A 25,936-nucleotide genomic window follows, 5' to 3' on the forward strand; every position below is an offset into this window, starting at 1 on the left:
GATGGCCTTCCTAATTGTTCGTAAGACTAACTTTTTCAGCGGGAGTAAGATATGCGCGAAAGGCTTCAGCACTATATCGACGGCAAATGGGTCGACAGCGAGGGCGGCCGTCGCCACGAGGTCATCAATCCCGCCACCGAGGAACCCTGCGCGGTCGTGACGCTGGGCAGCCAAGCCGATGTCGACAAGGCCGTTGCCGCCGCCAAGCGCGCCTTCGCCACGTTCAGCAAGACGACGGTGGCCGAGCGCAAGGCGCTGCTGGAGCGCATCATCGCCGAATACAAGAAGCGCATCCCCGATTTCGCCGCCGCGATCAGCGAGGAAATGGGCGCACCCGTCAGCTTCGCCGGCACGGCGCAGGTTGGCGCGGGCATCGGCTACATGCTGGGCACGCTGGAAGCGCTGGACGGCTTCGAATGGGAAGAAGCGATTCCCGGCACGCCCAACGCGCGCATGGTTCACGAACCCGTCGGCGTGGTCGCGGCGATCACGCCGTGGAACTGGCCGCTCAACCAGATCTGCGCCAAGATCGCGCCGTGCATCGCGGCGGGCAACACCGTGGTGCTCAAGCCTTCGGAAGAATGCCCGACCAACGCGGCGATCTTCGCCGAAGTGCTGGACGCGGCCGGCGTTCCGGCAGGCGTGTTCAACCTCGTGCAGGGTGATGGCCCCGGCGTGGGCGTGGCGCTGACCGTGCATCCCGACGTGGACATGGTGAGCTTCACCGGTTCGACCCGCGCGGGCATCCAGATTGCCAAGAATGCGGCCGAAACCGTCAAGCGCGTGCATCAGGAACTGGGCGGCAAGGCGCCGAACCTCGTGCTCGAAGACGCCGATTTCGCCACCCACCTGCCGCCGACGCTGCAGGGCGTGGTTGCCAACACCGGCCAGAGCTGCATCGCGCCGACCCGCCTGCTTGTCCCCGCGGCGCGCAAGGCCGAAGCCGAGGCGTTCGTGAAGAACTACTTCGCGGCCGTGAAGGTCGGCAGCCCGGCTGACGAAGGCGCGCATATCGGCCCCGTGGTCAACAAGGCGCAGTGGAGCAAGGTGCAGAGCCTGATCGACGCCTCGATCTCCGAAGGCGCGAACCTGCTGGAAGGCGGCCCCGGCCTGCCGGACAACGTCAACCGCGGCTATTTCATCCGCCCGACGGTGTTTTCCGACGTGACGCCGGACATGACCATCTTCAAGGAGGAAACCTTCGGCCCGGTGGCGACGATCACCACCTATACCGACCTCGATGAGGCGATCGATCTGGCCAACAAGACCAGCTACGGCCTGTCTGCCACCGTCAGCGGCACGCCGGAATCGGCCGCCGACGTGGTCGGCCAGCTGCGCGCGGGCCTGGTCACGGTGAACGGCTGGGCCGGCGTGAAGGGCGGCGCGTTCGGTGGCTACAAGCAGTCGGGCAACGGCCGCGAGGGCGGCAAGTACGGCCTCAAGGACTTCATGGAAGTGAAGACGATCGCCCAGTTCTGATTTCCAGATTCTGATTTCCGGTACGCCGGAACGAAAGGGCCGGTGCTTCCGCAGGGAAGCGCCGGCCTTTGCCGTTCGGGTTTGGAGGAACCCACCCCCACCCCTCCCGCAAGCGGGAGGGGAGAATTCGGGATATCCCCTCCCGCTTGCGGGAGGGGCAGCGAGACTTGCGCCGCCGCAGGCGGTGTTAGTCGCAGCGGGGTGGGCAGCACCCCATCGCCCGGATCAGCCGGCCTGCCGCCAGCGGCGGGCACCCTCCGCCGCCTCAAGCGCGCGGGCGCGGCCGTTCATCGCGCCGGTAATGCCGGCGATCGCGCTGTTGAGCGCGCGGGCGGCATAGCGGCGCGCACGTTGCGCCAGCGCCTGTTCGCGGGTGGCGGCGGCGTCCATCGCGCGGGGATAGATTTCGCCCAGCAGGCGGTCGAACGTGGCTTTCCAGCTGAACCGGTCGATCACATGCGCCCGCGCGGCGGCGCGCATCGCGGCGTAATCGCCCTGCCAGACCTCCATCACCAGCCGCGCCATCGCGTCCACGTCATCCACCGGCGCCAGCCGCCCCAGCGCGGGCGTGACCCGTTCCAGCATCGCGCCCGAGGCGACGCCGACCACCGGCAACCCGCTCGCCTGCGCTTCCAGCACCGAAATGCCGAACGTCTCGTCCGCCATGGCGGAGACATAGATGTCGGCCGATGCCAGCAGCCGCGCCAGTTCGGCACGATCGCCGACGAAGCCATGGAACGCCACGGGCAGCCCGCGCGCTTCCTCCACCATCCGGTCGCGCAGCTTGCCATCGCCGATCAGCAGCAGCGCTGCCCCGCAATCGGCCGGCAGCGCGCGGAACATCGCCAGCAGCCGGTCGGCGCGTTTTTCGTTGTCCAGCCGCCCGGCATAAACCAGCAGCGGCCCCTGCCCTTCCAGACCCAGCCGCGCGCGCAATCCGGGATCGCGGCGATCGGGGTGGAACACCGCCGGATCGACTCCAAGCGCCAGTTCGTCCACGTGCTCGACGCCATAGGACGTCAGCATCGCGCGCATGTCCTGCCCCAGCGTATAGACCCGGTCGAATTCACGATAGGTCGCTTCGGCATAGCCGGCGCTGACCTTGCGCAGTCCGCGCGCGACGAAATCGCCGAACAGTTCCGAACTGACGCGATAGACGTGGGCATTGGGAAAATCGGTGTGATAGCCGGCGACCAGGGTGGTGCGCGGGAACGCGCGGCGGTGATCGATCGCGGTCCAGGGCAGCACCCAGGGGCACAGCGATTCGATCACATCGGGCTGGTAGCGCGCCAGCACCGCGCGCACCGCCGCCGTGCGCAGGATGAAGCGGTAATTGGGGCTGCCCCGCACCGGATCGGCGCCGATCTCCACCCAGATATGGCGGCCGTTCTCCACCACCCGGTCCTCGGCGCCCGGCACGATCTGCAGCAGCCGGTGCCCGGTATGCTCCAGCACGTGGGCGCGCTTTTCGCGCAGGTACGTGCCGATGCCGCCGCCGCCCTGGGGGGCATAGCTTTGCGTGAGGTCACAGATCAGGAGTTCGTTGCCGGCGATGGTCACGGATCCCTTCAATCGATCCGTTATGACTCTTTCGCGACCGCGGGCAAAATTCCTTGAACGGCGTCAATAATCCTTGCTGACGCGCAAGTTCAGACTCTCGTCCCCGATCGTTGCCACGGAGGCGAGCAGCGCCAGCCAGCGGGTGATGCGGAATTCGACCGACGTGGCGTTGTAGCCGCGCCCGTCGGTCACCAGTTCGACGAAGAACTTGCGCCCCAGGTACTTGCCAGCGGCGACGCTGGTGCCGCGCGGAATCGAGGCATCGGCGTTGAGGATGCGCAAGCGGTCGAGCCCGATGGCGCTGCGCAGCTTGTTGATCGGGTCCAGCCCGCCGCCGCCGCGCAGCGATGCCAGCGCGGCGGCAAGCTGCACCGCTTCCGGCGCCGAAATCTGCGTGATCGAGCTGCCGAACAACAGGCGGCTGAGCAGTTCCTCTTCGGGCAGCGAAGGCGTGGAGGAGAAGGCGATCACCGGCTTCATTCCCGATCCGGTGATCGTGATCGTGGCGCTGACGCCGTTGGCATCGCCGCTGGCCGCGATATCCAGCCGGGGATCGATCGGCATTTCGCCGGCGAAGCGGATGCGGCCGCGCGTGAGGTCGAAGCGCTTGCCGGCGAATTCGTAGCCGCCGCGCACCAGATCCGCGCTGCCGAATATCTGCGGGTTGGCGGTGGTGCCGCGCAGGCGGATGTCCGCGCCCCATTCGCTGTCCAGCCCCAGCCCGCGCACGTCGATGCGGTTGGCGCCGGAGGCGTCGATCAGGAACGTCCATGGCGTGGACGGCGTGCGCGCCGGCGCGACGTCGGCACGCGGGTTGATCTCGCGCGTGGGGATCGAGGGCAGCTCCGCCACCGCGCTGGCGCTGCCGAGCGCCCAACGCGCCTGTTCGATGCGCACCCGGCCGGCGATGGTGCCGCCGATGCCATCGCTGACGATGCGCAGCGGGCCGGTCACCGTGGCCGCCATGTCATCCCGGTTGACGATGCGCGCGTTCTGCGCGGCCATGCGCAGATCGAGCGCGACGCCGCGCGAGACGATGTTGGACAGATCGATGGTGCCGCTGCCGGTAACCTTGCCGCCGTTGGCGGTGGTGCCGGCGAAACGGTTCAGCGACAGGCGCGAATCGTTGAACGTGCCGCTCGCCTGGATGTTCTGGATGTCGGTGCCGATCACGCTGCTTTGCACGCGCAGATCCTTGCTGGCGATGGCGCCGACGAACGTGGGATCGTCGAGCGTGCCGGTGATGTCGGCGCGCGCGCCGATGGTGCCGGTCAGGTCCATGAAGTCCACTGCCGCGAGGCGCCAGAGCGTTTCGGCCGGTCCGCCATAGCGGACCTGCGCCTGCAGGCGGCCGCCGCGCAGGCGCTCCAGCACGGTGCCGCCACGCGGCAGGCCGGAGAGAAGCGCCTGCACCCCGCCGCGCACGGTGCCGCCGTCCCGCCCGCCATCCTTGAACACCGCGCGCGCCTGCAGCGCCGAAGGATCGAGATCGGCAACCAGCGAAAGGTTCATCGGCCGCGAGGTGAGCACGAGGCCCGAGCGCGTCAGCCCGCGCACCTGCACCGCCGCATGGCCGGACGGCGCCCCGGTATGATCGTTGCGATAGTCGATTACGCCGGAAAGCGCCCCGCCGAGGCCAAGGTCCGCCACGACAATGTCCGCCAGCGAGAGCGGCATCCGCGCGATCTGGAGCTTCAGTTCGGTCGGCCCGCCCAGCACGTGCCCTTCGGCGATGACCGCGCCGCGCCCGAAATTGACCTGCGTCGGTTGCAGCCGCCAGCCTTCGCCCTCGCGCTCCAGCACCGCGCGGCGCGGCATCTGGATGGCGCGGCCGGAGTAATCGCCCGAAGCGAGCGCGACGATCTTGTCCGGCGCAATCGAGGCCGTGCCCTGCATGGCGAAGCGCGTGCCGCGCCGCCCGGCGATGGAGGCCGTGACGCTGCCCGCGCCGTTGACGAGCTTCGCGTTTACGGCCAGCCGCCCGATGAACAGCTGCCCCGCGCCGATGCCCTCGATATGCGCGGTGGCGTCGATCGTGCTCTTGCCCTCGGCCAGGAAGCCGTTCACCTCGACCTTGCCGTTGCCGATGGAAATCGGCCGCGCGCCGCCGAAGCGGGCGTTGCGCGCCGTGACCAGTGCGGTGATCGCCTGCCCGCCTTCCTTTGGATCGAGCCGGACGGTGCCATCGATCCCGCCGCCCGTGATCGCCAGATCGCCGCTGACGCCGGCCGTGGCAAGATCGAGCCCGCCGGTGATTTCCGTCTGCCAGACCTTGAAGTGCTCGATCGCGATCCGCGTCGGCCCCTTGGGCGGCGATTGCAGGCCCAGCACGCCATCGAACGGCCCCAGCGTGGAATCGCCCTTCGTCTCGATCCGGAACCCGTCGGCCACGGGGGACAGCGCCACGCGCACGTCCTTGAGGCCGGCGGCGGGCAAGGGATTGGCAAAGACCAGCACGGCGGACGGACCATCCTTGGCCACGGCCGCGTCGATGGTGAAATCGCCATAGTCGAGATGGCGCCCCTTGCCGACCACGGTGGTCCGGCCATCGGGGTGGACCTGCCCGTTCAGGGCAATGGCCAGCTTGCGCGAGGACAGGCGCGCATCACTGAACCGCAGCGGGATCAGCGCGCCGGTTACGACGCCACCGGAAAAGCGGATGTTGCCGCCGGTCAGGTTGGCCAGCGTGCCGTTGTCGATCCGCGCCATACGCCCCGCCGCGTTGGCGCGCAGCGACCAGGGCACGCCGTTGCCCATGCCGAACACGATCTTGGCATCGGCATCGACCAGCCCCAGATTGGGCAGCGCGAAGCCGCGCGCGGTGACCGGCCCGGCCAGCGCGTACATGCCCTTGGCCATGTCGCTGCGCAGCACCAGCCGCGCCGCCAGCCCCTTGAGATCGATCGCCAGCTGTTCCGAGGAAAGCTGGCTGCCCTGCAGCACCAGATCACCCTTCACGCTGGCGCCGACGAAGCGCGGGTCGATCATGCCGTTGCCGGTCACCACCTTCTTCGCGGTGACGGCCAGCGGCAGCAGCAGGCGCTTGCCGTTCCAGTTGGCGGTGCCGGCGGTGTGCAGCCCTTCGGCCTGCGTGGTGCCGCTCTTCAGCCGGTCGATGGTGAAATCATGGCGGATGGCGAGATCGCGGAGCGGCCCATCGAGCGTGGCGGCAAGGCGCACGCCGGCGAGCTCGGGCGAGGCCATCACCAGATCGGGCCGGCGCAGATCGGCCTTGAGCGCCAGCTGATCGACCCGGTTGTCGGTAAGATCAACCGCGCCCTGCCCCGTGGCGCGGAACGCCGCGCCGCCCACGTAATAGCGCCCGTCCAGCGTCGAATCCGCGAAGGTGCCCTGGTAGAACAGCGAAAGCTTGTTCCCCACGATGCGGCGTGCGGCGCCGGCCAGCAGCGCTTCGGGGAAGACCTGCCCGGCCACAGTGTAAGTGCCGGCGCGGTTGTCGATCAGGAAGCCGGCCAGCCGTTCGCCGTCCCGCCGGGCCACGGCCCAGCCGCGCCACGCGCGGAACCGGCCCTTGCCCGCCACTTTCGCGACCACATCGCTTTTCACGCCGGTCAGCGCCGACAGCAGGCCGCCGCGCGGCGCGGCATAATCGAGCGCGAGATCGAACTTGTCGCGATCCGGCTCGCTATCAAGGTGCAGCGCCAGCCGGTCCTTGCCGCCCAGCCGGCCGTTGGCGTCGATCAGGGTGCGGCCCGAGCGGACATCGGCGCGCGCGGTCAGATCGACGCGGCGTCTTTCCCCCATCACGCCCGGCGCGATGGTAAGGGCATCGATCTCCAGCCGATCGACGCGGATATTGAACGACGGCAGGATCGGTGCGTTGGGATCACCCGGCTTCAGCTGCGGCCGGCGCAGCAGGGTGCCCCGGTGCAGCGCGAGCGTGCGGATGTCGAGCGTGTTGACCGTCCAGGCGTAGGGCCGCCAGTCCAAGTCGACATCGGGAACGGTCAGGAACGGGCCGTTGGGATCGCTGAGCACCAGATCCTTAAGCCCGGCCTTGCCGAACAGCGAACCGTCGATCCGGCCCACGGTGATGCGCAGGCCCGAGGCGGGGGCCAGCGTGGCGATCCGATCGGCGACGAAGCGGTGGCCGATCGGCGAATCGAGTACGAGCAAGGCGCCCAGCAGCGCCATCGCCAGCACGGCCAGAACCGCACCGATCCGCCGCGTCCAGCGCCAGACGAAGCCGGACGCGGATGCCGGCGGGGGTGGCGGCGGCGGTGGCGGCGGCGGGGGGCCGGCATCGGGGCCTTCCGGCGGCAACGCGGCGGGCACGGTGTCGTCCGCCATCAGAACGCCTGCCCCAGCGCGACATAAACGCCGATGCGGCTATCGCCCTTCGAAGGGTTGAGCGGCGTGCCCAGATCGATGCGGATCGGGCCGAAGTTGGTCTGGTAGCGGATGCCCACCCCGACGCCGACCTTGATGTCGCGGAAGCGCGGTGTCGTGGTTTCGTCCACCGCGCCGGCATCGACGAACGGCACGACGCTGACCGCGCCGCCCATAAGGCCGGTCTTGACGCGCGCTTCGAGCGAGAATTCGGTCAGCGAACGGCCGCCGCTGGGCGCGCCGGTCGTGTCACGCGGGCCGATCTGCTGATAGCCATAGCCGCGCACCGACGATCCGCCGCCGGCATAGAACCGGCGCGATGGCGCGATGCTGGCGATGTCCGCACCCTGGATCGCGCCGAACCGCACGCGGCCGGCCATGACCACGCTGTCGCTGACCGGGCGATAGAGGCTCGCGTCGAGCTGGACCTTCACATACGTCGAGTTCGCACCGGCCTGGCGCGAGATTTCGGGCGAGACGCGCAGCGCCGCGCGGAAGCCGCGCGTGGGATCGAGCAGGCTGTCGCTGCCGTCATAGGCCCCACGCAAGGGCAGCGCGCCGATGAAATAGGTCTTGCGCGGCTGGGTACTGTCCTCGCGCTCGCTGGTGGCCACCACTTCGAGGCCCGCCGAATAGACCCAGGGCTTCTGGAACAGCAGCGTGGTCTGCCGCTCGATGCTGCTGACCAGCGACAGGGTGCGCGCCTGATAGGCATCGCTCACCTTGGTCTGGGCATAGAGATCGGCGGTCAGCACCTGATCGCGTGTCAGGAAGTTGTTGCGGCGATAGATCACGCCCAGCAGCTGTTCGCGGGTGCCGGCCACGCCGCGCACGCGGACCATGCCTTCGGGCGGGATCAGGTTGCGGTGCTCCCAGCTCGCCTCGACCCGGAAGCCTTCGCCGCTGGAATAGCCGATCAGCGCCGCCACGGTGCGCTGCGGGGCCTTGGCCATATCGACATCGACATCGACCACGCCGGGCTTGCCGGCGGCGGGCGGCGTTACTTCGCGCGTCTTGACCGTGACCGAGGAGACCAGGCTGGTCGCCAGGATCGCCTGCCGCAGATCGTCGAGCATGGCGGTCTGATAGACATCGCCCGGCCGGAACCGCGCGATATGCTGGATATGGCGCGACCCCATGAAGCGCGGCATGCCGCTGACGACCTGCCCGAACACGTAGCGGCCGCCGCTCGTCACCGGCACCGTCAGATCACCGGTGCGCGGTTCGTGATCGATCACCAGCGCCGGTTCGCCCACCTTGGCGAAGGCATAGCCGTTGTCGCCCAGCGTGGCGGCAAGATCGGCGCGGCCCTTGAGGATCTTCTCGGTATTGACCGGATCGCCGACGCGGACACCAAAGGCCGCGCGCAGGGTCTCGTAGTCCGCGCCCGTTCCGGCAATATCGCCGAGATCGATCTTCGCCAGGCGATACTGCGGCCCCGGCACCACATCGAACCGCACGACCACCTTGGACAGATCGATGGCATTGCGGCGCGGACCGCGCCGTGCCCCGTTGCCACCCTCCGCGCTGGCAGACGCCGCCGAAGCCGCCGCCTCGCTCTGCGGCGTGACGATCGACTGGTAAACCTCGGCGTCGTAGTAGCCATAAGTGCGCAGGATTTCGACGATCAGGTCGCGATCGCTGCGCGCGCGGCGGGTCAGCTGGGCAAGGTTGTCCTCGTCATCGTCCAGCGAATGCAGACTGGAGAGGCCGGAGAACCGCGAAACCAGTTCATCGCGTTCGGGGAAGGCATCGGTGGGCGAGAACGCCAGATCGACCTGCCCCCCGACGTGCGAGAGCGAGGCATCGGGGATCAGCGCATTGCGCGCGCTTTCGACCTGCTGCTGTTCGCCATCCAGCGCATCGACCGCGCCATCCACCTGCTGCTGCGCCAGCGCGATGTCCGGATCGGGATCGAGCGGCTTGAACGGCGGAAGATCGGCGGTCTGCGGCCAATCGATGGTGATGCCGGGAATGTCGGTCAGCGCCTGCAACGGTTCGGTCGCGCCCAGCAGCGCGGCGACATCGGGCGCGGGCTGGCGCGCGGCATCGGTATCGAGCGCCCAGCTTTCGGCATTGTCGATCGCGGAATCGGGAATCAGGTCCTTGAGCGCCTGGTCGGTATCGCGCGATTGCGCCAGCGCCATCGGCGCGGGCACCAGCGCGAAAACGAGCGCCGCCGCGATGATCCGCGTCAGCGATCCAGACATCCGCAACGAAGCATGATCAGGCCGGACGGTAGATTTCCTGTCCGGCGTGCAGACCATCCTTGCCCCCGCGCTCGAAAGCGTCCTGCCGCGGGGTGGCCGCGCGATCGATGGCACTGGCCTGCTCATCAGTCGAGAAACGCTCCCAGCCATCGCGGCCAAGGCGTTCGAGCGGACGGAAGCGCACCTTGTACTGCATGCGCGAAGATCCTTCGACCCAATACCCCAGGTAGACGTAGGGCAGGCCGATTCTCGCCGCGTGCAGAATGTGATCGAGGATGATGTAGGTTCCAAGCCCGGTGCGCGTCTCGTGATGTGGATCGTAGAAACTGTAGATCATCGAAAGACCATCGCCCTGATGGTCGGTAAGGCAGGCTCCCACCAGTTTGCCCGGCGCGCCACCCACGCCCGGTTCCCTGTATTCAATCACATAGCTTCTGACTGGCGTATGTTCCACCATGTCAGCAAAATCCATCTCGTCCATCGCCGCCATGCCCCCATCGGGGTGGCGCGCCGACAGGTAACGCCGCAGGAGGTCAAACTGTTCCTGCGTCGACCACGGCTTGCATGCAGTAACAATCAGGTCCGAATTGGCCTTGATCGCCCGGCGCTGCGCCGAAGAGGGCTGAAATTCGTCCGACACGACGCGCACAGACACGCAGGCGGTGCAATCGATGCAGCTGGGGCGGTAGGCGACGGTCTGGCTGCGGCGGAAACCGATACGGCCCAGCGCGTCGTTCAGGTCGTCGGCATGCGGCCCCTTCAGCTCGGTGAACACCTTCCGTTCGCTCTTGCCCTCAAGATAGGGGCACGGCGCGGGGCTCGTCACGAAAAAGCGGGGAAAACGGACGGGCGCGGTCACGGCCTGCTGGGCTTCCTCTGGGCGTCCGGACCATCCGGCGCCGTTCAAAAACGACAATGCCTCAGCATCGAACTTGGTGAAAGACCCTTAACCACGAAATTATGCGCCTCAGTCCGTCTCGAGGCCGGCGCAGGCCCGGTTTGCGCCGCCCTGTCCCGCTTCCGGACGACAGGGCGGCGCATCCTTTACGAGACGGACACTTCCAGAACGGTCAGGCGAAGCGCGATTTCAGCCCAATTCGATCTGAACCACGTCATATCCCTTGGCGCGGAGCGCCGCGACCAGCAGGTCGATCTGCTCGCGATCGCGCGCCTCGCATTCGATCTCGGCCGTCAGTCCCTTGGCCGGGAGCGAGGTGAAGATGCGCTGGTGCCAGACTTCGAGAATGTTCACCTGGTAGCGGTTGAACTCCTCGACCACGTGGAACAGCGCGCCCGGGCGATCCTGCAGCACGATGCGCAGGCGGCCAAGCCGGCCCGACCGCGCCAGATCGCGCAGCAGTACGTTGGCGAGCAGGCGGGTATCGATGTTGCCGCCGGTCAGCACGATGCCCACGTTGCGCCCTTCGAACAGGGCGCGGTTGCGCATCACCGCGGCGAGCCCGGCCGCCCCCGCGCCTTCGACCACGATCTTCTCGATCTGGAGCAGCAACGCCACCGCGGTTTCGAGCGCGGCTTCATCGACCAGCACGATATCGTCGACAAGCTGGGCCAGCACGGCCGAGGTGAAGGCGCCCGGCTCCTTGACCGCGATGCCTTCGGCCAGGGTATCGCCGCCGCATGGCAGATCGGCGTGCTTCAGCTTGTCGTACATCGACGGATAAAGCTGCGCCTGCACCCCGATCAGGCCGATATCGGGCTTCAGCGCCCGCGCCGCCGTGCCCATGCCCGAAAGCAGGCCGCCCCCGCCGATCGGCACCGCTAGCATGTCGATCTCGGGCGCATCCTCCAGCATCTCGAGCGCGACGGTGCCCTGCCCGGCGGCGACCTGCGGATCGTCGAACGGATGAACGAAGGTCAGCCCGAGCTGCTTTTCCATCGACCGGGCATAGGCATAGGCCTCGTCGAACGTCTCGCCCTCGAGCACGACCTTGCCGCCGTTGCTCTCGGTCTGCATGATCTTCACCGTCGGCGTCGTCTTGGGCATGACGATGGTGACGGGCACGCCCAGCCGCGTGCCGTGGTACGACAGGCCTTGCGCATGGTTGCCGGCCGAAGCCGCGATCACGCCGCGCGAACGGCGTTCCTCATCGAGTTGCAGAAGGGCATTGAGCGCGCCGCGTTCCTTGTAGGCGGCCGTGAACTGGAGGTTTTCGAACTTGAGCCAGATGTTGGCGCCGGTGATGGCGCTCAGCGTCCTGCTGTAAAGCGTGGGGGTGCGCACCACCTGTCCGCTAATTCGCTCCGCCGCCGCGCGTACCTCGGCGATGTCGAGCAGGGCACCGGGATTGTCGGTGGGCTGCTGAGCGGATGAACGGACCAGATTTTCCATGCAGGCGCCCTAATGCAAAGGGCGCGCCAAGGAAACCGTTAACCGGTGGCTCGCGCGCGGCGGACCGCCGCCACGATCCCCAGCACCACAAGGATCGCCAGCGTATCGGCGATCCAGTCGCGGATGTCGCAATCGCGGTGCAGCTCCGGGATCGACTGCGCCAGTTCGATCAGCGCGCCCAGGAACGACAGCCGTTCGGCAATGCGCCGCTTCGGGAACGCCGGCCAGCCCAGCGCGGCCAGCAGGGTCAGCACCGAAAAGGCCAGCATGTGTTCGAACTTGTCGCCCAGCCGGTCTACCGGCAGCTGCGGCGGATGCGGCAGCACAGCCATGACCACCGCGAAGGCACAGCAGAACCAAAAAGATGCGCGCAGGACGGGCGGCGGAAACAGACCGGATCGGCGACGATGCATCATGCAGCCGCGTTAGCCTGACGGCAGCCGGCGAGGCAAGCAAGCGCGCGGCCATGATTGAGCGAAAGGCGGCAGGACGAAAGCGAACGCGGTGGGTTGCGGCCCGCGCGCGGCTGGCTACAGAAGGGGCATGCTGAAGGTCCGAACCCGATGAACGGCGGCGCGCCGCATTCCATGATGCACGACGGCTTCCTGTTGCTCGGCTTCGCGCTGGGCTTCGTGCTGCTGTTCCGGCGCCTGCGGCTGGGCGCCACGCTGGGCTACCTTGTTGCCGGCGCGGTGGTGGGGCCGCAAGTGCTGGGGCTGGTCGGCGATGCCGAACAGAAGCTGGGCATCGCCGAACTGGGCATCACGCTGCTGCTGTTCCTGGTCGGGCTGGAACTGAACCCTTCGCGCCTGTGGAAGATGAAGCGTGACATCCTGGGGCTGGGCCTGCTGCAGGTGACCGCCTGCGGCATGGCCATCGCCGCGATGATCGCGCTGGGCACGGAGTTTTCGTCCGCCGCCGCGCTGGCGCTGGGCCTGCCGCTGGCGCTTTCCTCCACCGCGCAGGTGCTGCCGATGCTGCAATCGTCGGGCCGGTTGCGCACGCCGTTTGGCGAACGGGCCTTTGCCATCCTGCTGTTCCAGGACCTGTCGATCATTCCGATGATCACGATCATCGCCGCGATGAGCCGCAACCCTGCCGACGTGGGTGGCCCGCCGGGATGGCTGCTGTCGCTGTACACCATCGGCGCGATCGTCGGCCTTGTCGCCGCCGGACGCTTCCTGATCCGCCCGCTGTTCCGCCTGATCGGCAAGCTGGGCGAGCGCGAGATGTTCGTGGTGGCGGCGCTGTTCACGGTGATCGCGGCGGCCGCGATCATGGAAGCGCTGGGCCTGTCCACCGCACTGGGCGCCTTCATCGCCGGGGTGATGCTGGCGGATTCGCCCTATCGCCACGAACTGGAAGCCGATGTCGAACCATTTCGTTCGATCCTGCTGGGCCTGTTCTTCCTGGCAGTGGGCATGATGCTCGATCTCAATGCCATCGCGCAGCGGCCGCTGTTCGTGCTGGGCATGGCGACGGCGCTGGTGGTGGCGAAGGCGGCGGTGATCTTCCTGATCGGCCTGGCCTTCCGCATGACCTGGCGCGGCGCGATGGCGCTGGGTCTGCTGCTGAGCCAGGGCGGCGAATTCGGCTTCGTGCTGTTCACGCAGGCGCAGAACGCGCTGCTCGTGGCGCCGGAAGCCGCCAGCCTGTTCGGCGCGATCGTCACCGTATCGATGGCGAGCACGCCGTTCCTGATGATGGCCACCCGCCGCTTTCGCGACGAGCCAGCGGCCGATCAGGGCGAGCGCGAAGGACCGAGCGCCGACGGCGCGAGCGCAATCGTCGTGGGCTATGGCCGCTTCGGTCAGACGGTGGCGCAGATGCTGAACGCCAGCGACATCGAAGTGACGCTGATCGACACCGACATCGAGATGATCGACGTGGCGGCGAGCTTCGGCGCAAAGGTCTATTTCGGCGACGGCTGCCGGCTGGACGTGTTGCGCCAGGCCGGCGCGGCCGAGGCCGAACTGATCCTGTTCTGCACCGATGGCGACCAGCTGGACGCCGAGATGATCGAGGCGGTGCACGAGGCGTTTCCGCAGGCCTTGATCTATGTGCGAGCCTATGACCGCCGCGCGGTGATCCGCCTGAAGCGCACGCCCGTCAGCGGGATCGTGCGCGAGGTGATGGAATCGGCCGTCAAGATGGCGCGGCTGGCGCTGGAGGATGCGGGCGTCAACCTGGAAGCGATCAACCGGGCCGAAGACATCTATCGCAACAACGATCGCGAACGGCTGAAAATCCAGATCGAGGCTGGCGACATCCGCGCCGCGCGCGATCGCATCATCACCGCGCCGACGCCGCAGGAGACGTGAGGGGCGCGTAAGGTATCAATTACCCACCCCCGGCCCCTCCCGCACGCGGGAGGGGAGAAGTGTCGAAAGCCCCTCCTTTGACTCCCCTCCCGCCTGCGGGAGGGGTTGGGGGTGGGCTTGCGCAGACGCCTTCAGAACGCGGCGATGCCCGTGATCGCGCGGCCCAGGATCAGCGCGTGAACGTCGTGCGTACCTTCGTAGGTGTTCACGGTTTCGAGGTTCACCATGTGGCGGATCACCTGGTATTCGCCGGAGATGCCGTTGCCGCCGTGCATGTCGCGCGCGGTCCGCGCGATGTCGAGCGCCTTGCCCACGTTGTTGCGCTTGACGATCGAGATCATTTCCGGCGCGAAGGCGCCCTCGTCCATCAGGCGGCCGACGCGCAGCGAGGCCTGAAAGCCCAGGCTGATCTCGGTCAGCATGTCGGCCAGCTTCTTCTGGTACAGCTGCGTCGCGGCGAGCGGGCGGCCGAACTGCTTGCGATCGAGGCCATACTGGCGCGCGGCGTGGTAGCAGAACTCGGCGGCGCCCAGCGCGCCCCACGAAATGCCGTAGCGCGCGCGGTTGAGGCAGCCGAACGGCCCCTTCAGCCCTTCGACGTTGGGCAGCAGCGCGTCTTCGGGCACGAACACATCGTCCATCATCACCATGCCGGTGATCGAGGCGCGCAGCGAGATCTTGTTGTCGATCTTGGGCGCGGACAGGCCCTTCATGCCCTTTTCGAGGATGAAGCCGCGGATCGCGCCGCCATGCGCTTCGGACTTGGCCCAGATCACGAAGACATCGGCGATGGGCGCGTTGGAAATCCAGGTTTTTGAACCGGAGAGGCGATAACCACCATCAACCTTCACCGCATGGGTACGCATTCCACCCGGATCAGAGCCGGCATCGGGTTCGGTCAGGCCGAAGCAGCCGATAAATTCGCCAGTGGCGAGCTTGGGCAGGTACTTCATCCGCTGATCTTCCGACCCGTATTCGTAGATCGGGAACATCACCAGGCTGGACTGCACGCTCATCATCGAGCGGTAGCCCGAATCGACGCGCTCCACCTCGCGCGCGACGAGGCCGTAGGAGACGTAGGACGCGCCGGCGCAGCCATACTTTTCAGGCAACGTGATACCGAGCAGGCCCTGTTCGCCCATTTCGCGGAAGATCGCGGGATCGGTGTGTTCCTGCGCGAAGGCATCGATCACGCGCGGCTGCAGGCGATCCTGCGCGAAGCTGCGGGCGGAGCCGGCGATAAGCCGCTCATCCTCGGTCAGCTGCGCATCGAGCGCGAAGGCGTCTTCCCAATCGAACCGAACCATTCCTGCCATGTGGCGTCCTCCTTGCGCGTGATCCTGCAACCTGCCATCGATCGCATCAAGAACCGAATTTGCCATGTTCAATCGCGATGCGGAATGAATGATGCTCGACGGCGACCAGTTGGAGGTGTTCCTGGCCATTGCCGAAACCCGCCACTTCGTGCGCGCGGCCGACCGGCTGGGCATCGCGCAATCGGTGGTCAGCAAGCGCCTGCAGCGGCTGGAAGACCGGCTGGGCGCCCGGCTGGTCACGCGGGGCAGCCGCAAGGACGTGGCGCTGACGCGCGCCGGCCAGCTCTTTCTGGACGAGGCGCGCGCGGCGCTGGCCTCGCTGCGGCAGGCCGAACGGATCGGGCGCAACATCGCGCGCGGCGCCGCCGGGCCGCTGCGCATCGGCTATGTGTTCTCCGCGGCGATGAGCGGGACGCTGGCGCGCGTGCTGCGGGCGCTGCGCGATGCCCTGCCCGATCTGGACGTGCGCCTTTCGCTGATGGAAACGCCGGTGCAGTTCGACCGCATCGTTTCGGGCGAGATCGACATCGGGCTGACCCGCCCCAGGCCGTCCTACCCGCCGGCCATCACCGCGCGCACCGTCCACCGCGAACAGCTGGTGCTGGCATTGGCCGACGACCATCCGCTGACCCGCCACGTCGCCGTCCGGCTGGCGGACCTGGCCGGCGAGCCGTTCATCATGCCGCAGTTCCACGAGGAAGTGGGCCTTGCCGAAGCGGTGCGCGATCTCGCGCGCGCCGGCGGCTTCGCCATGCCCGCGCTTCACCGCACCGACGATTTCATCTCCGCCGCCGTGCTCGCCGCCGCCGGGCGCGGCGTGGTCCTCGCCCCCGCCTCGCTCCAGCACCTCGCGCTCGACGGCCTCACCTTCCGCCCGCTGGCCGATCATGCGGCCACCGTCGAACTGGCGCTGCTCTGCCGCGACGACACCCCCGCGGCCGCGCGCGGCGTGATCGAGAAGGCGCTGGCGTTGTAGGGACGGCAATTATCTGGAAATTCCGCCGAGATACCGGCCGTTCAGGACACGACGCGGTTGCGGACCTGCGATTGGCTGCAAAGAAGTTGAGGCGCCCTTATCTAACACACCCACCTTGCTTGCCCCCTCATCAATGCGGATAATTCAACTTTGGCACGGGGGTCGATTCTTAATGAACGAGCAAAAACCAGAAGGAGCCGAACAACCACCGCCTCCAACTGAGGAACAGGTGCGGCTCATTATCGCGCAGACCCTTGAACAAGTCTTTCTTCGAGCGCAGGCCGATACTCAATTGCTTATGGACCTGAGCGCGAAAGTTGCCGGCGTTGAAGCGCATACCCACGCTACCGTTGCTGCGGTCGACGCGAATGAAAACGAAGTCAGAGAACAGCGCGCCATCGACGCCCAAAAGGAGATCATTTCGCATCTTTTCGATAAAAGTTACAACTATGTCACGGTAGTCGTGGCGGGCGCGTTTGCTGCGTACTTCACCACGTTAGGCACGGTTTCTGCAAGGTTGAACGACATCCAACTACGATGGTCGGCACTGTTGATGACCATCAGTTTGACCATCTTCGTGTTTTGGGAAGTCTTCAATATGGCTTTCATCGGCTATCATAATCTCAAAGGAGACTACGGCTTAATGACTAAAACGCCCAGATGGACGCAAGTCATCTGGGCAGTCGTGCTATTTGTTACGATTAGCACGGCGGTACCCGCAATTGGGCTGTCGATCTACGCCTACCTGAATGGCCTAGGTGCATTTGACGTCGTGGCAAATTTGTGGCCGTGAGTTACCACTCATCTTTCAAATGCGCGCGCAAATTGGATGACGGCTTTCACCCACGATTCCTGCCGGAGCGACTATTTCGCACGCAACGCAAAAGCGGACTTTGGCATACGAAATCCCGCTCGTCCTGAGCCTGTCGAAGGACGCGCGCGGTGCTGGCGTTGCGCTCTGCTGCTTCTCGATCAACTGTATCGCGCGTCCTTCGACAAGCTCAGGACGAACGGGTGTGGGGGATTTTGGGGCGGTCGGCTAACCGCGTCCTTGCTGCCACTCAACCGGCTGTCGGAGGCACGCCCCCCTCGCCCAGGGCCAGCGCCTCTTCCGCCGTTACCGTTTTCAGCAGCGCGATGAACGATTTGAGCGCGATGCCTTCCAGCTTGGCCATGTGCGGCTCGAACGGCTTGTCGTAGCCAGCGAACACGGTCATCCCCTCCATCGAGGCGGAGATGAACAGCGCGAGCATCTCGCAGGCCTCGCACGGCAGATCGGGGCGCATTTCGCGGATGATCTCGATCGCCGGCGCGCGGGCGCGGACATAGAGTTCGTGGACGCGGTCGAACACGAATTCGTCGTGGTTGGACAGCGCCCATAGCTCCGGGAACAAGCGTGTGGTCTTCTTGCTGCGGATGTCTTCCAGCACCAGCAGGCACAGGCGGCGCAACCGCTCCTCCGGCGGCGCGCCGGGCATCCGCACGATGGTGTCGAATTCCTGCTCGTAGCTGCGGATCACGGCGTCGAGCAGTTCGCGCACCAGATCCTCGCGGCTGCGGAAATGATAGGTCAGGTTGCCGAACTTCATGTCGCAGGCGGCGGCGACTCGCCGCATCGACATCGCGCGGTAGCCTTCCTCGATCAGGATGTGCAGCGCGGTGCGCAGGATCAGTTCGCGCGTCTCGTGGCCCTTGGCATAGCCGCCCTCGCGTTCCGGAAATACCAGGTCGGTGACGAACGATGGCGCGCCATCATACTGATTCATAATAAATTTCAGCTCCGCTTTCACCCTTGATAACTTCTCTCAAAAAATATGTCACGCGACAAAATTAGGTCACTTGACAGAATTACGCCTATTTCGTCATTCTCCCGGCAACAAAGGCGCAACAATTCGCCGAGACTCTGGGAGTACCGCATGAGGTTTCTTGCTCTGGCGCTTGCCCTCTCCGTTTCGGCGAGCGCGGTTTCCGCCGCACCCGCCGCCTATCCCACGCCGCTGCCCGAAGAGCCGATCCCCACGGTCAAGGCGCTGCCGAAGGCGTGGCCGAAAAGCTGGGTCGTCATCCACGATTTCTACTTCGCCTCGATCCTCGACGGGCGGCTTGCGGTGGTGGACACGACATCGGCCAACCAGCCGCTGAAAGGGCTCGTCCGCGCGGCGCAGTTCGCCAATTCGCTGGTCTCGCGCCAGCGCGGCGAGATCTACACGGCCGAAACCTTCTTCTCGCGCCTGACGCGGGGCGAGCGCACCGACGCGATCACCATCTGGGACATGGAAACGCTCCAGCCCAAGGGCGAAATCGTGCTGCCCGGCGGCAAGCGCCAGCAATCGGTGACCTATCCGCACCTGTTCCAGTTCACCAACGGCGAACACTGGGCACTGGTGGCGAACTTCACGCCCGCGCAATCGGTGACAGTGGTTGATCTCGACGCGCGCAAGATCCTGAGCGAGATCGACCTGCCCGGCTGCGCGCAGATCTATCCCACCGGAGAACGCGGTTTCAGCAGCTTCTGCGCCGATGGTTCGATGTTCAGCGTGACGCTGGACGACAAGGGCCAGGTCGCCTCGTCCAAGACCATCGCCAAGGTGCAGGACATCGACAAGCAGCCGCTGTTCAGCACGCCCGCGATGATGGGCAAGACGGGCTGGTTCGTCAGCTACTACGGGCAGGTCCAGGGCTTCGATTTCTCCGGCCCGGTTCCCCGCCCCCTGCCCGGTGCGTTCAACGTGGGCACGGCCGAAGGCGGTGCGCCCGAATGGCGGCCGGGCGGCTGGCAAGTGATCGCGGCGGACGCCAAAGGTCTTCTTTACGTGCTGATGAGCCCCAACGGTCGCGAGGGCAGCCACAAGGATGGCGGCACCGAAGTATGGGTGATCGACCCGGCGAAGAAGGCGCGAGTTGCCCGCTTCCCACTGCGGTCGGTGGGCGTGGCCGTGGGCGTGACGCCCGAGGACACCCCGCACCTGATCGTGGCGCGCGCCGATGGCGTGATCGACGTGCACGACGCCGCGACCGGGGCCTTCGTCCGTTCGCTGGGCGCGACGGTTGCCGCCAACCCGATCCTCATCACGCCGGTGCCCTGAGATGGCGCCCGCAACCGGCTCGATCACCCTGTTCCTTGCGCTGCTGCTGGCCGGATCGGCGCTGCACAAGGGGCTGGCCCATGAACGGCTCGCCATCGCCGCCGCGCGGCTGGCAGGCACGCGCCCGAGTTCCGGCCCGCTGCTCCTGCTGACGGCGGGCAGCGTGGAAGCGGTGGCGGCGGCCTGCCTGCTGATCGCTCCCCTGCAAAGGACCGGCGCGCTGATCGCCGCCGCGCTGTGGCTGGGCTATGCTATCGCCCTGTTCCGCCGCCGGGGCGAAGTGCTCGATTGCGGCTGCGACCTGGTCGCCCGCGAAAAGCCGGTGACCCTGGCGCAAACCGCCCGCCCGGCGCTGCTCGCACTGGCAGCCGGCCTCGTTTCCACCCTCCCGGCGGCGGCGTTCGGCATCGAAACGCCCTTCGCCGCCGCCGGACTTTGTGCGCTCTACCTCGGAGTTTCCGAGCTGCTCGCCATTCCCCAACCCGCGTGGAGGAAGCCGTGATGCTGACATCCCAGATCCTGCTGTGGACCGCCGTGATCGTTCAGGCGCTGCTGATCGCAGCCCTTGCCCGCCAGGTCGGCATTCTCCACGAACGCATCGCGCCGGCCGGCGCACTGACCCTGCACCAGAAGGTGGAGGTCGGTGAAACCGCCTCGCCCATGACGGTGACCACCATCGACGGCGCGCCGATCGAGATCGGCGGCAAGCGCGAAGGCCGCAGCCAGTTGCTGTTCTTCGCCTCGCCCGATTGCCCGGTGTGCAAGTCCCTGCTGCCGGTGGTGCGCTCCGCCGCGCGCGCCGAGGCCGACTGGATCGACATCGTGATCGCGGGCGACGGCACCAAGGGGCAATACCGCCAGCTTGCCAAGGACCACGGCCTCGACGGCATTCCGCTGGTCCTGTCCGAAGCGCTCGGCCGCGCCTTCGGCGTATCGAAGCTGCCCTATGCGGTGCTGCTCGACGAAGCCGGCAAAGTCGCCTCGCTCGGCCTCGTCAACAGCCGGGAGCACCTCGAAAGTCTGTTCGAAGCCAAGGAACGCGGCGTGGCGTCGATCCAGGACTATCTCGCCCGCCGCAACAGGGAGGCCTGAGCCATGGCCGGCTTTGACAAGCTTACCGAGAAATTCGCCCGGCGCATCGCCCGCGGCACGTCGCGCCGGTCGATGCTGGCGTGGCTAGGCGCCGGCATGACCGGCGCGGCCACCTTCCCCGTCCTGCCGGTGGCGCGCGCCGCCACGCACGGCGGCGGGCCGACCCATAGCCCCGTAACCGCCGGCATCGATCAGGACCCCGGTGACCGCACGAGCTGCGATTACTGGCGCTACTGCGCGATCGACGGCTTCCTCTGCACCTGCTGCGGCGGGTCGGTCAGCAGCTGCCCGCCGGGCACGGAAATGTCGCCGATCACCTGGATCGGCACCTGCACCAACCCGGCCGACAACCGCGCCTATATTATCAGCTATAACGACTGCTGCGGCACGTCCTCGTGCGGACAGTGCCTGTGCAACCGCAACGAGGGCGATCGCCCGCAGGTGCGCCCGCAATCGAACAACGATTACAACTGGTGCCTGGGTTCGCAGAGCAGCGTGTACAACTGCTCCACGGCGGTGATCGTGGGCGTGGCGCTGGACCAGCCGAAATGAAGGGCGTCCTGAAGTTCGCCGCGCTGGGTGCGGTGGCGCTGACCGCGGCGCTGGTCGCGCGCAGCCCGGCGCAGGCCGGCGGTGCGGAACCGAATGGCGCGGCGCTCTATGGCCGCTGCGCCGCGTGCCACACCGCGACCGGCGCGGGTGTGCCCGGCGCCTATCCCCCGCTGGGCGTGGATTTCCGCACGTTGGCAGCGCGCAACGAAGGCCGGCGCTATATCGCGCTGGCCGTGATCAAGGGGCTGTCCGGCCCGATCACGGTTGAAGGCAAGGCCTTTCGCGGCGTGATGCCGGCGCAAGCGGGTCTGGATGATGCGGCCATCGCCGCCGTGCTCAACCATGTCGGCACCACGATCACCAAGGCCGGGCCGGCGTTCCGCCGCTTCACCCCGGCCGAGATCGGCACGATCCGCGCCGGTGGCGCGGCGCTTTCCTCGGCCGACGTCGCCCGCCTCCATGCCGGGGCCGGCGGTAAATGAAACCGGCCCTGCTCGCCTTTCCGCTCCTTGCCGCCCTGCTGGCCGGCGCTGGCGTGAAGGCGGGCGAGGCCGCGCCGCCGGGCGTGACGGACGTGCGGCAGGCCAAGGTCGACTACATGCTGAAATGCCAGGGCTGCCACCGGCCCGACGGCAGCGGGGATGACCATTCCAATCCGCCGATGAAGCACATCGTCGCCCGGTTCCTGTCAGTGCCGGGCGGGCGCGAATTCATCGGCCGCGTGCCCGGCGTTTCGACCGTCAATCTCGACGACGCAAGGCTCGCCAATCTGGTCAACTGGACCCTCTACACGTTCGACGCGGCGCACATGCCGGCCGACTTCCGCCCCTACACGGCGGAGGAAATCGGGCGTCTGCGCCAACACCCCCTTCGGCTCGAGCGCGCCGCGATGAGAGCGCGCCTGGTCGAGGGGTTTTCACAACCAGGGCAGGAACAAGCGCGCCCCTAAACGGGGCACCATCACAATGGGAGGTAGCAATACCATGAGGGAACGTCTTCTCCGCAACACCGCGCTGAGCGCGATCGCGATCTTCACCGCCACGGCCAACCCGGCCTTCGCGCAGGCGCAAAGCAACAGCACCAGCAGCGAAAGCGCACCGGGCGAAATCGTGGTCACCGCCGCGAAGCGATCGGAAAACCTCCAATCGGTGCCGATCTCGGTTTCGGCGATTGGCGGCGATGCGCTGGAAAAATCGCGCATCACCAACGTGGACAGCCTGGTGACCAAGGTCGCCAACCTGCAGCTGACCTCGATCGTGGGCGACAACACGCCGATCTTCGCGCTGCGCGGCGTGTCGATGTCGGACTACAGCCTCAACCAGTCCAGCCCGGTCGCGACCTATTATGACGAAGTCTACAAGGGCAACTTCGCCTTCCTGGGCGTCGCCATGTATGACCTGGAGCGCGTGGAAGTACTGCGCGGGCCGCAGGGCACGCTTTATGGCAAGAACACCACCGGCGGCGCGGTCAACATCATCAGCCGCGACGCCAAGCTGGGCGAGACCAGCGGCTATCTCAACGCGGGATACGGCAACTACAACCGCGTGGACGTGAACGGCGCGGTCAACGTGCCGCTGGGCGACAAGGCCGCGCTGCGCGTGGCCGGCACGTTCTCGCGCGCGGACGGCTGGTTCAAGAACGTGGTGCCCGGCCTGCCGGACCTTGCCAGCACACGCGAATACGCGCTGCGCGGCACGCTGAAGTTCGAACCGACCGACAGCGTGCGCTTCACCCTGCGCGCCTCCACCAGCTTTCAGAACCCGCAGAACTACGGCATCTATGCCCAGCCTGAAGCGGTGCAGCGACCCGGCCTGTCGAAGTGGGAAATCGCCTCCGACGTCAGCCAGCGCCGCCGCGCGCGCACCACGTCGGTCGCGCTGACCACCAACATCGACGTGTCCGACACGCTGGCGATCACCAGCATCACCTCCTACGACAAGGGCACGCTGTTCTTCCGCGAGGATACCGACGGCACCGCCACGAAGCTGCTGGAAATCCCCTATTACGACCGCGCCAGCCAGTTCGCGCAGGACCTGCGCCTGACCAGCGACACCGGCGGTCCGTTCGACTTCATCCTGGGCGCCTATTTCAACCGCGAGAAAGTCTATAACGAGACCACGTTCGAGATCGCGACCGACGTGGACGTCAACGGCGATGGCTTCATCAACGCGCAGGATTGCGCCGACGGGCTGCCGCTGGCCTGCAAGGTCAAGAACCAGTTCACCCAGATCAAGAAGAGCTTCGCGCTCTACAGCGATCTTGAAATACAAGCTGACCGATGCGCTGACCGTACGCGGCGGGTTGCGCTATACTCACGATACGGGCGTCCAGAGCGGCTTCCGGTCCGACGCGCTGGGCGTGGACAACAGCCTTGTCGCCACGCTGATCCCGCCGTCGGCGCTGCGCTACAAGAACAACAACGTCTCGGGCAAGATCGGCTTCGATTACAAGCTGGCGAGCGGCGATCTTCTCTACGCCAGCTTCAGCAAGGGCTATCGCGCGCCGAGCTTCAACGCGCAGGCGTTCTTCGACCCGTCGGAACTCAGCGTCGCCAAGGCCGAAAAGGTCACCTCGTACGAAGTCGGCGCCAAGACGCAGTTCTGGGACCGCCGCGTCACGCTGAACATGGCGGCGTTCTATTACGACTACCGCAACCAGCAGTTCATCAACGTCGATCCCACCACCGCCGCGCAGACGCTGCTCAACATTCCCAAGTCGCGCATTTATGGCGCGGAAGCGGAACTGACGGTGCGCCCGACCGACACCTTCACCTTCCATGGTGGCCTTGGCCTGCTGTCCACCAAGATCATCCGGGGCGACGTGAGCGGCACCGACGTTTCGGGCCGCCGCCTGTCGAACGCGCCTTCGCTGACCTTCAACGCCGGGATCGACCTCACCGTGTTCAAGAACGACGCCCTGACGTTCTCGATCCATCCGGACCTCTCGTACCAGTCGAACCAGTTCTTCGAGGTGATCAACGTCCCCCGCCTGCGCCAGTCGTCCTATGCGCTGGTGGGCGGGCATGTGGATCTGGAGACGGCGGACGGGCGCTATTCGCTGTCGGTCTGGGCCAAGAATCTGGGCAACAAGTTCTACTTCACGTCGCGGGTGGACCTGCTGGCGGGCTTCGGCTTCGACTACAACCACATCGGCAACCCGCGCACGTTCGGCGTGACGCTGGGCGCCAAGTTCTAGGGACAACAATCCGCGCCACGAGCGCGGGGGAGAGGAAAATGACCGATACCAAGCTGCTGATCGGCGGCGAACTCGTCCCTGGCGACATGACCATGGACGTCGTCAACCCGGCGACCGGGGAACCCTTCACCACGGTTCCCCGCGCCTCGGCGGCGCAGGCGGACCAGGCCATCGCCGCCGCCAAGGCCGCCGTGCCGGGCTGGGCAGCGGTGCCGTTCGCAGAACGCAGCAAGAAGCTGATCGAACTGGCGGACGCCATCGCCGCGCGAAAGGACGAGTTCGCCCGCACGCTGACGCTGGAACAGGGCAAGCCGCTGGCCGAGGCGCAGGGCGAACTCGCCTGGACCGAGGGATACCTGCGGCACTACGCCACGCTGGAACTGCCCGACCGCGTGATCCAGGACGATGCCGAGGGCTACATCGCGGTGAAGCACAAGCCGCTGGGCGTGGTGGTAGGGATCATCGCGTGGAACTTCCCGCTGCTGGTCGCCTGCTGGAAGATCGGCCCCGCCGTGCTGGCCGGCAACGCGATCGTGCTGAAGCCCGCGCCGACAACTCCGGTCGCGGCGCTGATGCTGGGCGAGCTGTGCCGCGACATCTTCCCGGCGGGCGTGGTCAACGTGATCACCGACGCCAACGACCTGGGGCCGCACCTGACCTCGCACCCCGATGTCGCCAAGATCGGCTTCACCGGATCGACCGCCACCGGCAAGCGCATCGCCGCGACGGGCGCGGACACGCTCAAGCGCGTGACGCTGGAACTGGGCGGCAACGACCCGGCGATCGTGCTGGAGGACGTGGACGTGCGCGAAACCGCGCAGGCGATCTTCGGCAACGCCTTCCTCAACTGCGGGCAGGTGTGCCTGGCGGTGAAGCGCGCCTATGTCCACGCCGATATCTATGACGCGATGTGCGAGGAACTGGCCAACCTGGCGCAGGCCGCCGTGGTGGACGACGGCTTGCAGCAGGGCACGCAGATCGGCCCGATCCAGAACGCGATGCAGTTCGACAAGGTCAAGGGCTTCCTCGACGCGGCCAAGGCGGACGGCAAGGTGATCGCCGGCGGCGAGGTGATGGAACGCGCCGGCTATTTCATCCGCCCGACGATCGTGCGCGACGTGACCGACGGCGATCGCATCGTGGACGAGGAACAGTTCGGCCCGATCCTGCCGGTGATCCGCTTCGATGACGTGGAGGACGTGATCGCCCGCGCCAACGCTTCGGAATACGGGCTGGGCGGATCGGTGTGGTCGAAGGACGTGGCCCGCGCGGCGGACATTGCCTCGCGCATCGAAAGCGGGCAGGTCTGGGTGAACCAGCATGTCGGCATCGGGCCGCACATTCCGATGGCGGGCTTCAAGAATTCGGGGCTGGGCGTGGAACAGTCGGTGGAAGGGCTGGCCGAATACACCCAGCTTCAGGTCATCAATATCAAGAAGTAAACAAGAG

23 protein-coding genes and 1 pseudogene are annotated in these 25,936 nt (G+C 66.7%); 13 read left to right on the forward strand and 11 right to left on the reverse strand.

Translation table 11 applies throughout. The annotated features are described in order from the left end of the window. Positions 1 to 51: 51 nt before the first annotated feature. Complete coding sequence (locus NMD1_RS20820; protein ID WP_125957150.1) at positions 52 to 1,479, forward strand: aldehyde dehydrogenase family protein; 1,428 nt, start codon at positions 52 to 54, stop codon at positions 1,477 to 1,479. A 225-nt stretch (positions 1,480 to 1,704) separates the two neighbouring features. Here NMD1_RS20820 and NMD1_RS20825 read toward each other — a convergent pair whose 3' ends face one another. From NMD1_RS20825 to NMD1_RS20850, 6 genes are all read right to left on the reverse strand, one after another. Then, entirely contained in the window at positions 1,705 to 3,039 is a 1,335-nt protein-coding gene (locus tag NMD1_RS20825) for a glycosyltransferase (protein ID WP_125957152.1), read from the reverse strand. A gap of 63 nt (positions 3,040 to 3,102) precedes the next feature. Further along, positions 3,103 to 7,350 carry a translocation/assembly module TamB domain-containing protein gene (locus NMD1_RS20830; RefSeq protein WP_125957155.1) on the reverse strand — a complete coding sequence of 1,416 codons (4,248 nt, stop codon included), beginning with the start codon at positions 7,348 to 7,350 and terminating at the stop codon, positions 3,103 to 3,105. Beyond that, positions 7,350 to 9,599: an autotransporter assembly complex family protein gene (locus tag NMD1_RS20835; protein ID WP_233497905.1), complete on the reverse strand. Its 2,250-nt coding sequence runs from the start codon at positions 9,597 to 9,599 to the stop codon at positions 7,350 to 7,352. Before NMD1_RS20835 ends, NMD1_RS20830 begins: the two co-directional genes overlap by 1 nt. Positions 9,600 to 9,615: 16 nt before the next feature. Further along, positions 9,616 to 10,458: an arginyltransferase gene (locus NMD1_RS20840; RefSeq protein WP_124808997.1), complete on the reverse strand. Its 843-nt coding sequence runs from the start codon at positions 10,456 to 10,458 to the stop codon at positions 9,616 to 9,618. Between the two features lie 228 nt (positions 10,459 to 10,686). Then, positions 10,687 to 11,949, reverse strand: coding sequence for a threonine ammonia-lyase (locus tag NMD1_RS20845; RefSeq protein WP_125957158.1), 1,263 nt, complete (start codon positions 11,947 to 11,949; stop codon positions 10,687 to 10,689). 38 nt (positions 11,950 to 11,987) lie between these two features. Further along, positions 11,988 to 12,281, reverse strand: a complete 294-nt coding sequence (locus NMD1_RS20850; RefSeq protein WP_190287200.1) for a hypothetical protein — start codon at positions 12,279 to 12,281, stop codon at positions 11,988 to 11,990. A gap of 231 nt (positions 12,282 to 12,512) precedes the next feature. Here NMD1_RS20850 and NMD1_RS20855 point away from each other — a divergent pair, with 231 nt between their 5' ends. After that, entirely contained in the window at positions 12,513 to 14,270 is a 1,758-nt protein-coding gene (locus NMD1_RS20855) for a cation:proton antiporter (protein WP_125957289.1), read from the forward strand. 131 nt (positions 14,271 to 14,401) lie between these two features. On the opposite strand, the gene NMD1_RS20860 is transcribed toward NMD1_RS20855, so the two are convergent. Then, a complete protein-coding gene (locus tag NMD1_RS20860; RefSeq protein WP_125957160.1) occupies positions 14,402 to 15,586 on the reverse strand; it encodes an acyl-CoA dehydrogenase in 1,185 nt (394 codons plus the stop codon). An 88-nt stretch (positions 15,587 to 15,674) separates the two neighbouring features. Here NMD1_RS20860 and NMD1_RS20865 point away from each other — a divergent pair, with 88 nt between their 5' ends. Further along, positions 15,675 to 16,562: a LysR family transcriptional regulator gene (locus tag NMD1_RS20865; RefSeq protein ID WP_125957163.1), complete on the forward strand. Its 888-nt coding sequence runs from the start codon at positions 15,675 to 15,677 to the stop codon at positions 16,560 to 16,562. 172 nt (positions 16,563 to 16,734) lie between these two features. Then, positions 16,735 to 17,355: a hypothetical protein gene (locus NMD1_RS20870; RefSeq protein ID WP_125957165.1), complete on the forward strand. Its 621-nt coding sequence runs from the start codon at positions 16,735 to 16,737 to the stop codon at positions 17,353 to 17,355. A gap of 268 nt (positions 17,356 to 17,623) precedes the next feature. Here NMD1_RS20870 and NMD1_RS20875 read toward each other — a convergent pair whose 3' ends face one another. Further along, the gene (locus NMD1_RS20875) at positions 17,624 to 18,328 is read right to left on the reverse strand and encodes a TetR/AcrR family transcriptional regulator (protein WP_125957167.1); all 705 of its coding nucleotides are present in this window, start codon (positions 18,326 to 18,328) and stop codon (positions 17,624 to 17,626) included. A 150-nt stretch (positions 18,329 to 18,478) separates the two neighbouring features. Between NMD1_RS20875 and NMD1_RS20880 the strand changes: the two genes are divergently transcribed. Genes NMD1_RS20880 through NMD1_RS20905 form a run of 6 tightly spaced genes read left to right on the forward strand, consistent with a single transcriptional unit; the run spans position 18,479 to position 22,241 of the window. Beyond that, the gene (locus NMD1_RS20880) at positions 18,479 to 19,648 is read left to right on the forward strand and encodes an amine dehydrogenase large subunit (protein WP_125957170.1); all 1,170 of its coding nucleotides are present in this window, start codon (positions 18,479 to 18,481) and stop codon (positions 19,646 to 19,648) included. Position 19,649: 1 nt separating this feature from the next. Beyond that, the gene (locus tag NMD1_RS20885) at positions 19,650 to 20,150 is read left to right on the forward strand and encodes a MauE/DoxX family redox-associated membrane protein (RefSeq protein WP_125957172.1); all 501 of its coding nucleotides are present in this window, start codon (positions 19,650 to 19,652) and stop codon (positions 20,148 to 20,150) included. Beyond that, positions 20,150 to 20,740: a thioredoxin fold domain-containing protein gene (locus tag NMD1_RS20890; RefSeq protein WP_194918318.1), complete on the forward strand. Its 591-nt coding sequence runs from the start codon at positions 20,150 to 20,152 to the stop codon at positions 20,738 to 20,740. Before NMD1_RS20885 ends, NMD1_RS20890 begins: the two co-directional genes overlap by 1 nt. Before the next feature lie 3 nt (positions 20,741 to 20,743). After that, positions 20,744 to 21,292: a methylamine dehydrogenase light chain gene (locus NMD1_RS20895; RefSeq protein ID WP_125957177.1), complete on the forward strand. Its 549-nt coding sequence runs from the start codon at positions 20,744 to 20,746 to the stop codon at positions 21,290 to 21,292. After that, positions 21,289 to 21,774, forward strand: a complete 486-nt coding sequence (locus tag NMD1_RS20900; protein ID WP_125957179.1) for a cytochrome c — start codon at positions 21,289 to 21,291, stop codon at positions 21,772 to 21,774. Before NMD1_RS20895 ends, NMD1_RS20900 begins: the two co-directional genes overlap by 4 nt. Beyond that, positions 21,771 to 22,241 (forward strand): cytochrome C, encoded by a 471-nt coding sequence (locus NMD1_RS20905; protein ID WP_125957181.1) that lies wholly within the window; start codon positions 21,771 to 21,773, stop codon positions 22,239 to 22,241. The genes NMD1_RS20900 and NMD1_RS20905 overlap by 4 nt, the downstream gene beginning before the upstream one ends. Here NMD1_RS20905 and NMD1_RS21635 read toward each other — a convergent pair. After that, the gene (locus NMD1_RS21635; protein WP_233497916.1) at positions 22,209 to 22,559 is read right to left on the reverse strand and encodes a hypothetical protein; all 351 of its coding nucleotides are present in this window, start codon (positions 22,557 to 22,559) and stop codon (positions 22,209 to 22,211) included. The genes NMD1_RS20905 and NMD1_RS21635 overlap by 33 nt on opposite strands. On the opposite strand from NMD1_RS21635, the pseudogene NMD1_RS21640 reads away from it, so the two are divergent. Then, positions 22,441 to 22,698 (forward strand): annotated as a pseudogene (locus NMD1_RS21640) (TonB-dependent receptor plug domain-containing protein); the annotation flags it as partial. The gene NMD1_RS21635 and the pseudogene NMD1_RS21640 overlap by 119 nt on opposite strands. 128 nt (positions 22,699 to 22,826) lie before the next feature. On the opposite strand, the gene NMD1_RS21645 reads toward NMD1_RS21640, so the two are convergent. Both NMD1_RS21645 and NMD1_RS21650 read right to left on the reverse strand, forming a co-directional pair. Then, positions 22,827 to 23,024, reverse strand: a complete 198-nt coding sequence (locus NMD1_RS21645; RefSeq protein ID WP_233497918.1) for a hypothetical protein — start codon at positions 23,022 to 23,024, stop codon at positions 22,827 to 22,829. A gap of 45 nt (positions 23,025 to 23,069) precedes the next feature. After that, on the reverse strand, positions 23,070 to 23,216 hold the full coding sequence (locus NMD1_RS21650) for a hypothetical protein (protein ID WP_233497919.1): 147 nt from the start codon (positions 23,214 to 23,216) through the stop codon (positions 23,070 to 23,072). A gap of 335 nt (positions 23,217 to 23,551) precedes the next feature. Between NMD1_RS21650 and NMD1_RS21655 the strand changes: the two genes are divergently transcribed. Together NMD1_RS21655 and NMD1_RS20915 are read left to right on the forward strand one after the other, a co-directional pair. Further along, positions 23,552 to 24,487, forward strand: a complete 936-nt coding sequence (locus NMD1_RS21655) for a TonB-dependent receptor (protein ID WP_233497915.1) — start codon at positions 23,552 to 23,554, stop codon at positions 24,485 to 24,487. 38 nt (positions 24,488 to 24,525) lie between these two features. Beyond that, positions 24,526 to 25,929: an aldehyde dehydrogenase family protein gene (locus NMD1_RS20915; protein ID WP_125957183.1), complete on the forward strand. Its 1,404-nt coding sequence runs from the start codon at positions 24,526 to 24,528 to the stop codon at positions 25,927 to 25,929. The last annotated feature ends 7 nt before the right edge of the window (positions 25,930 to 25,936 follow it).

Source organism: Novosphingobium sp. MD-1, from assembly GCF_001014975.1.
In the GTDB taxonomy this organism is placed as follows: Bacteria; Pseudomonadota; Alphaproteobacteria; order Sphingomonadales; family Sphingomonadaceae; genus Novosphingobium.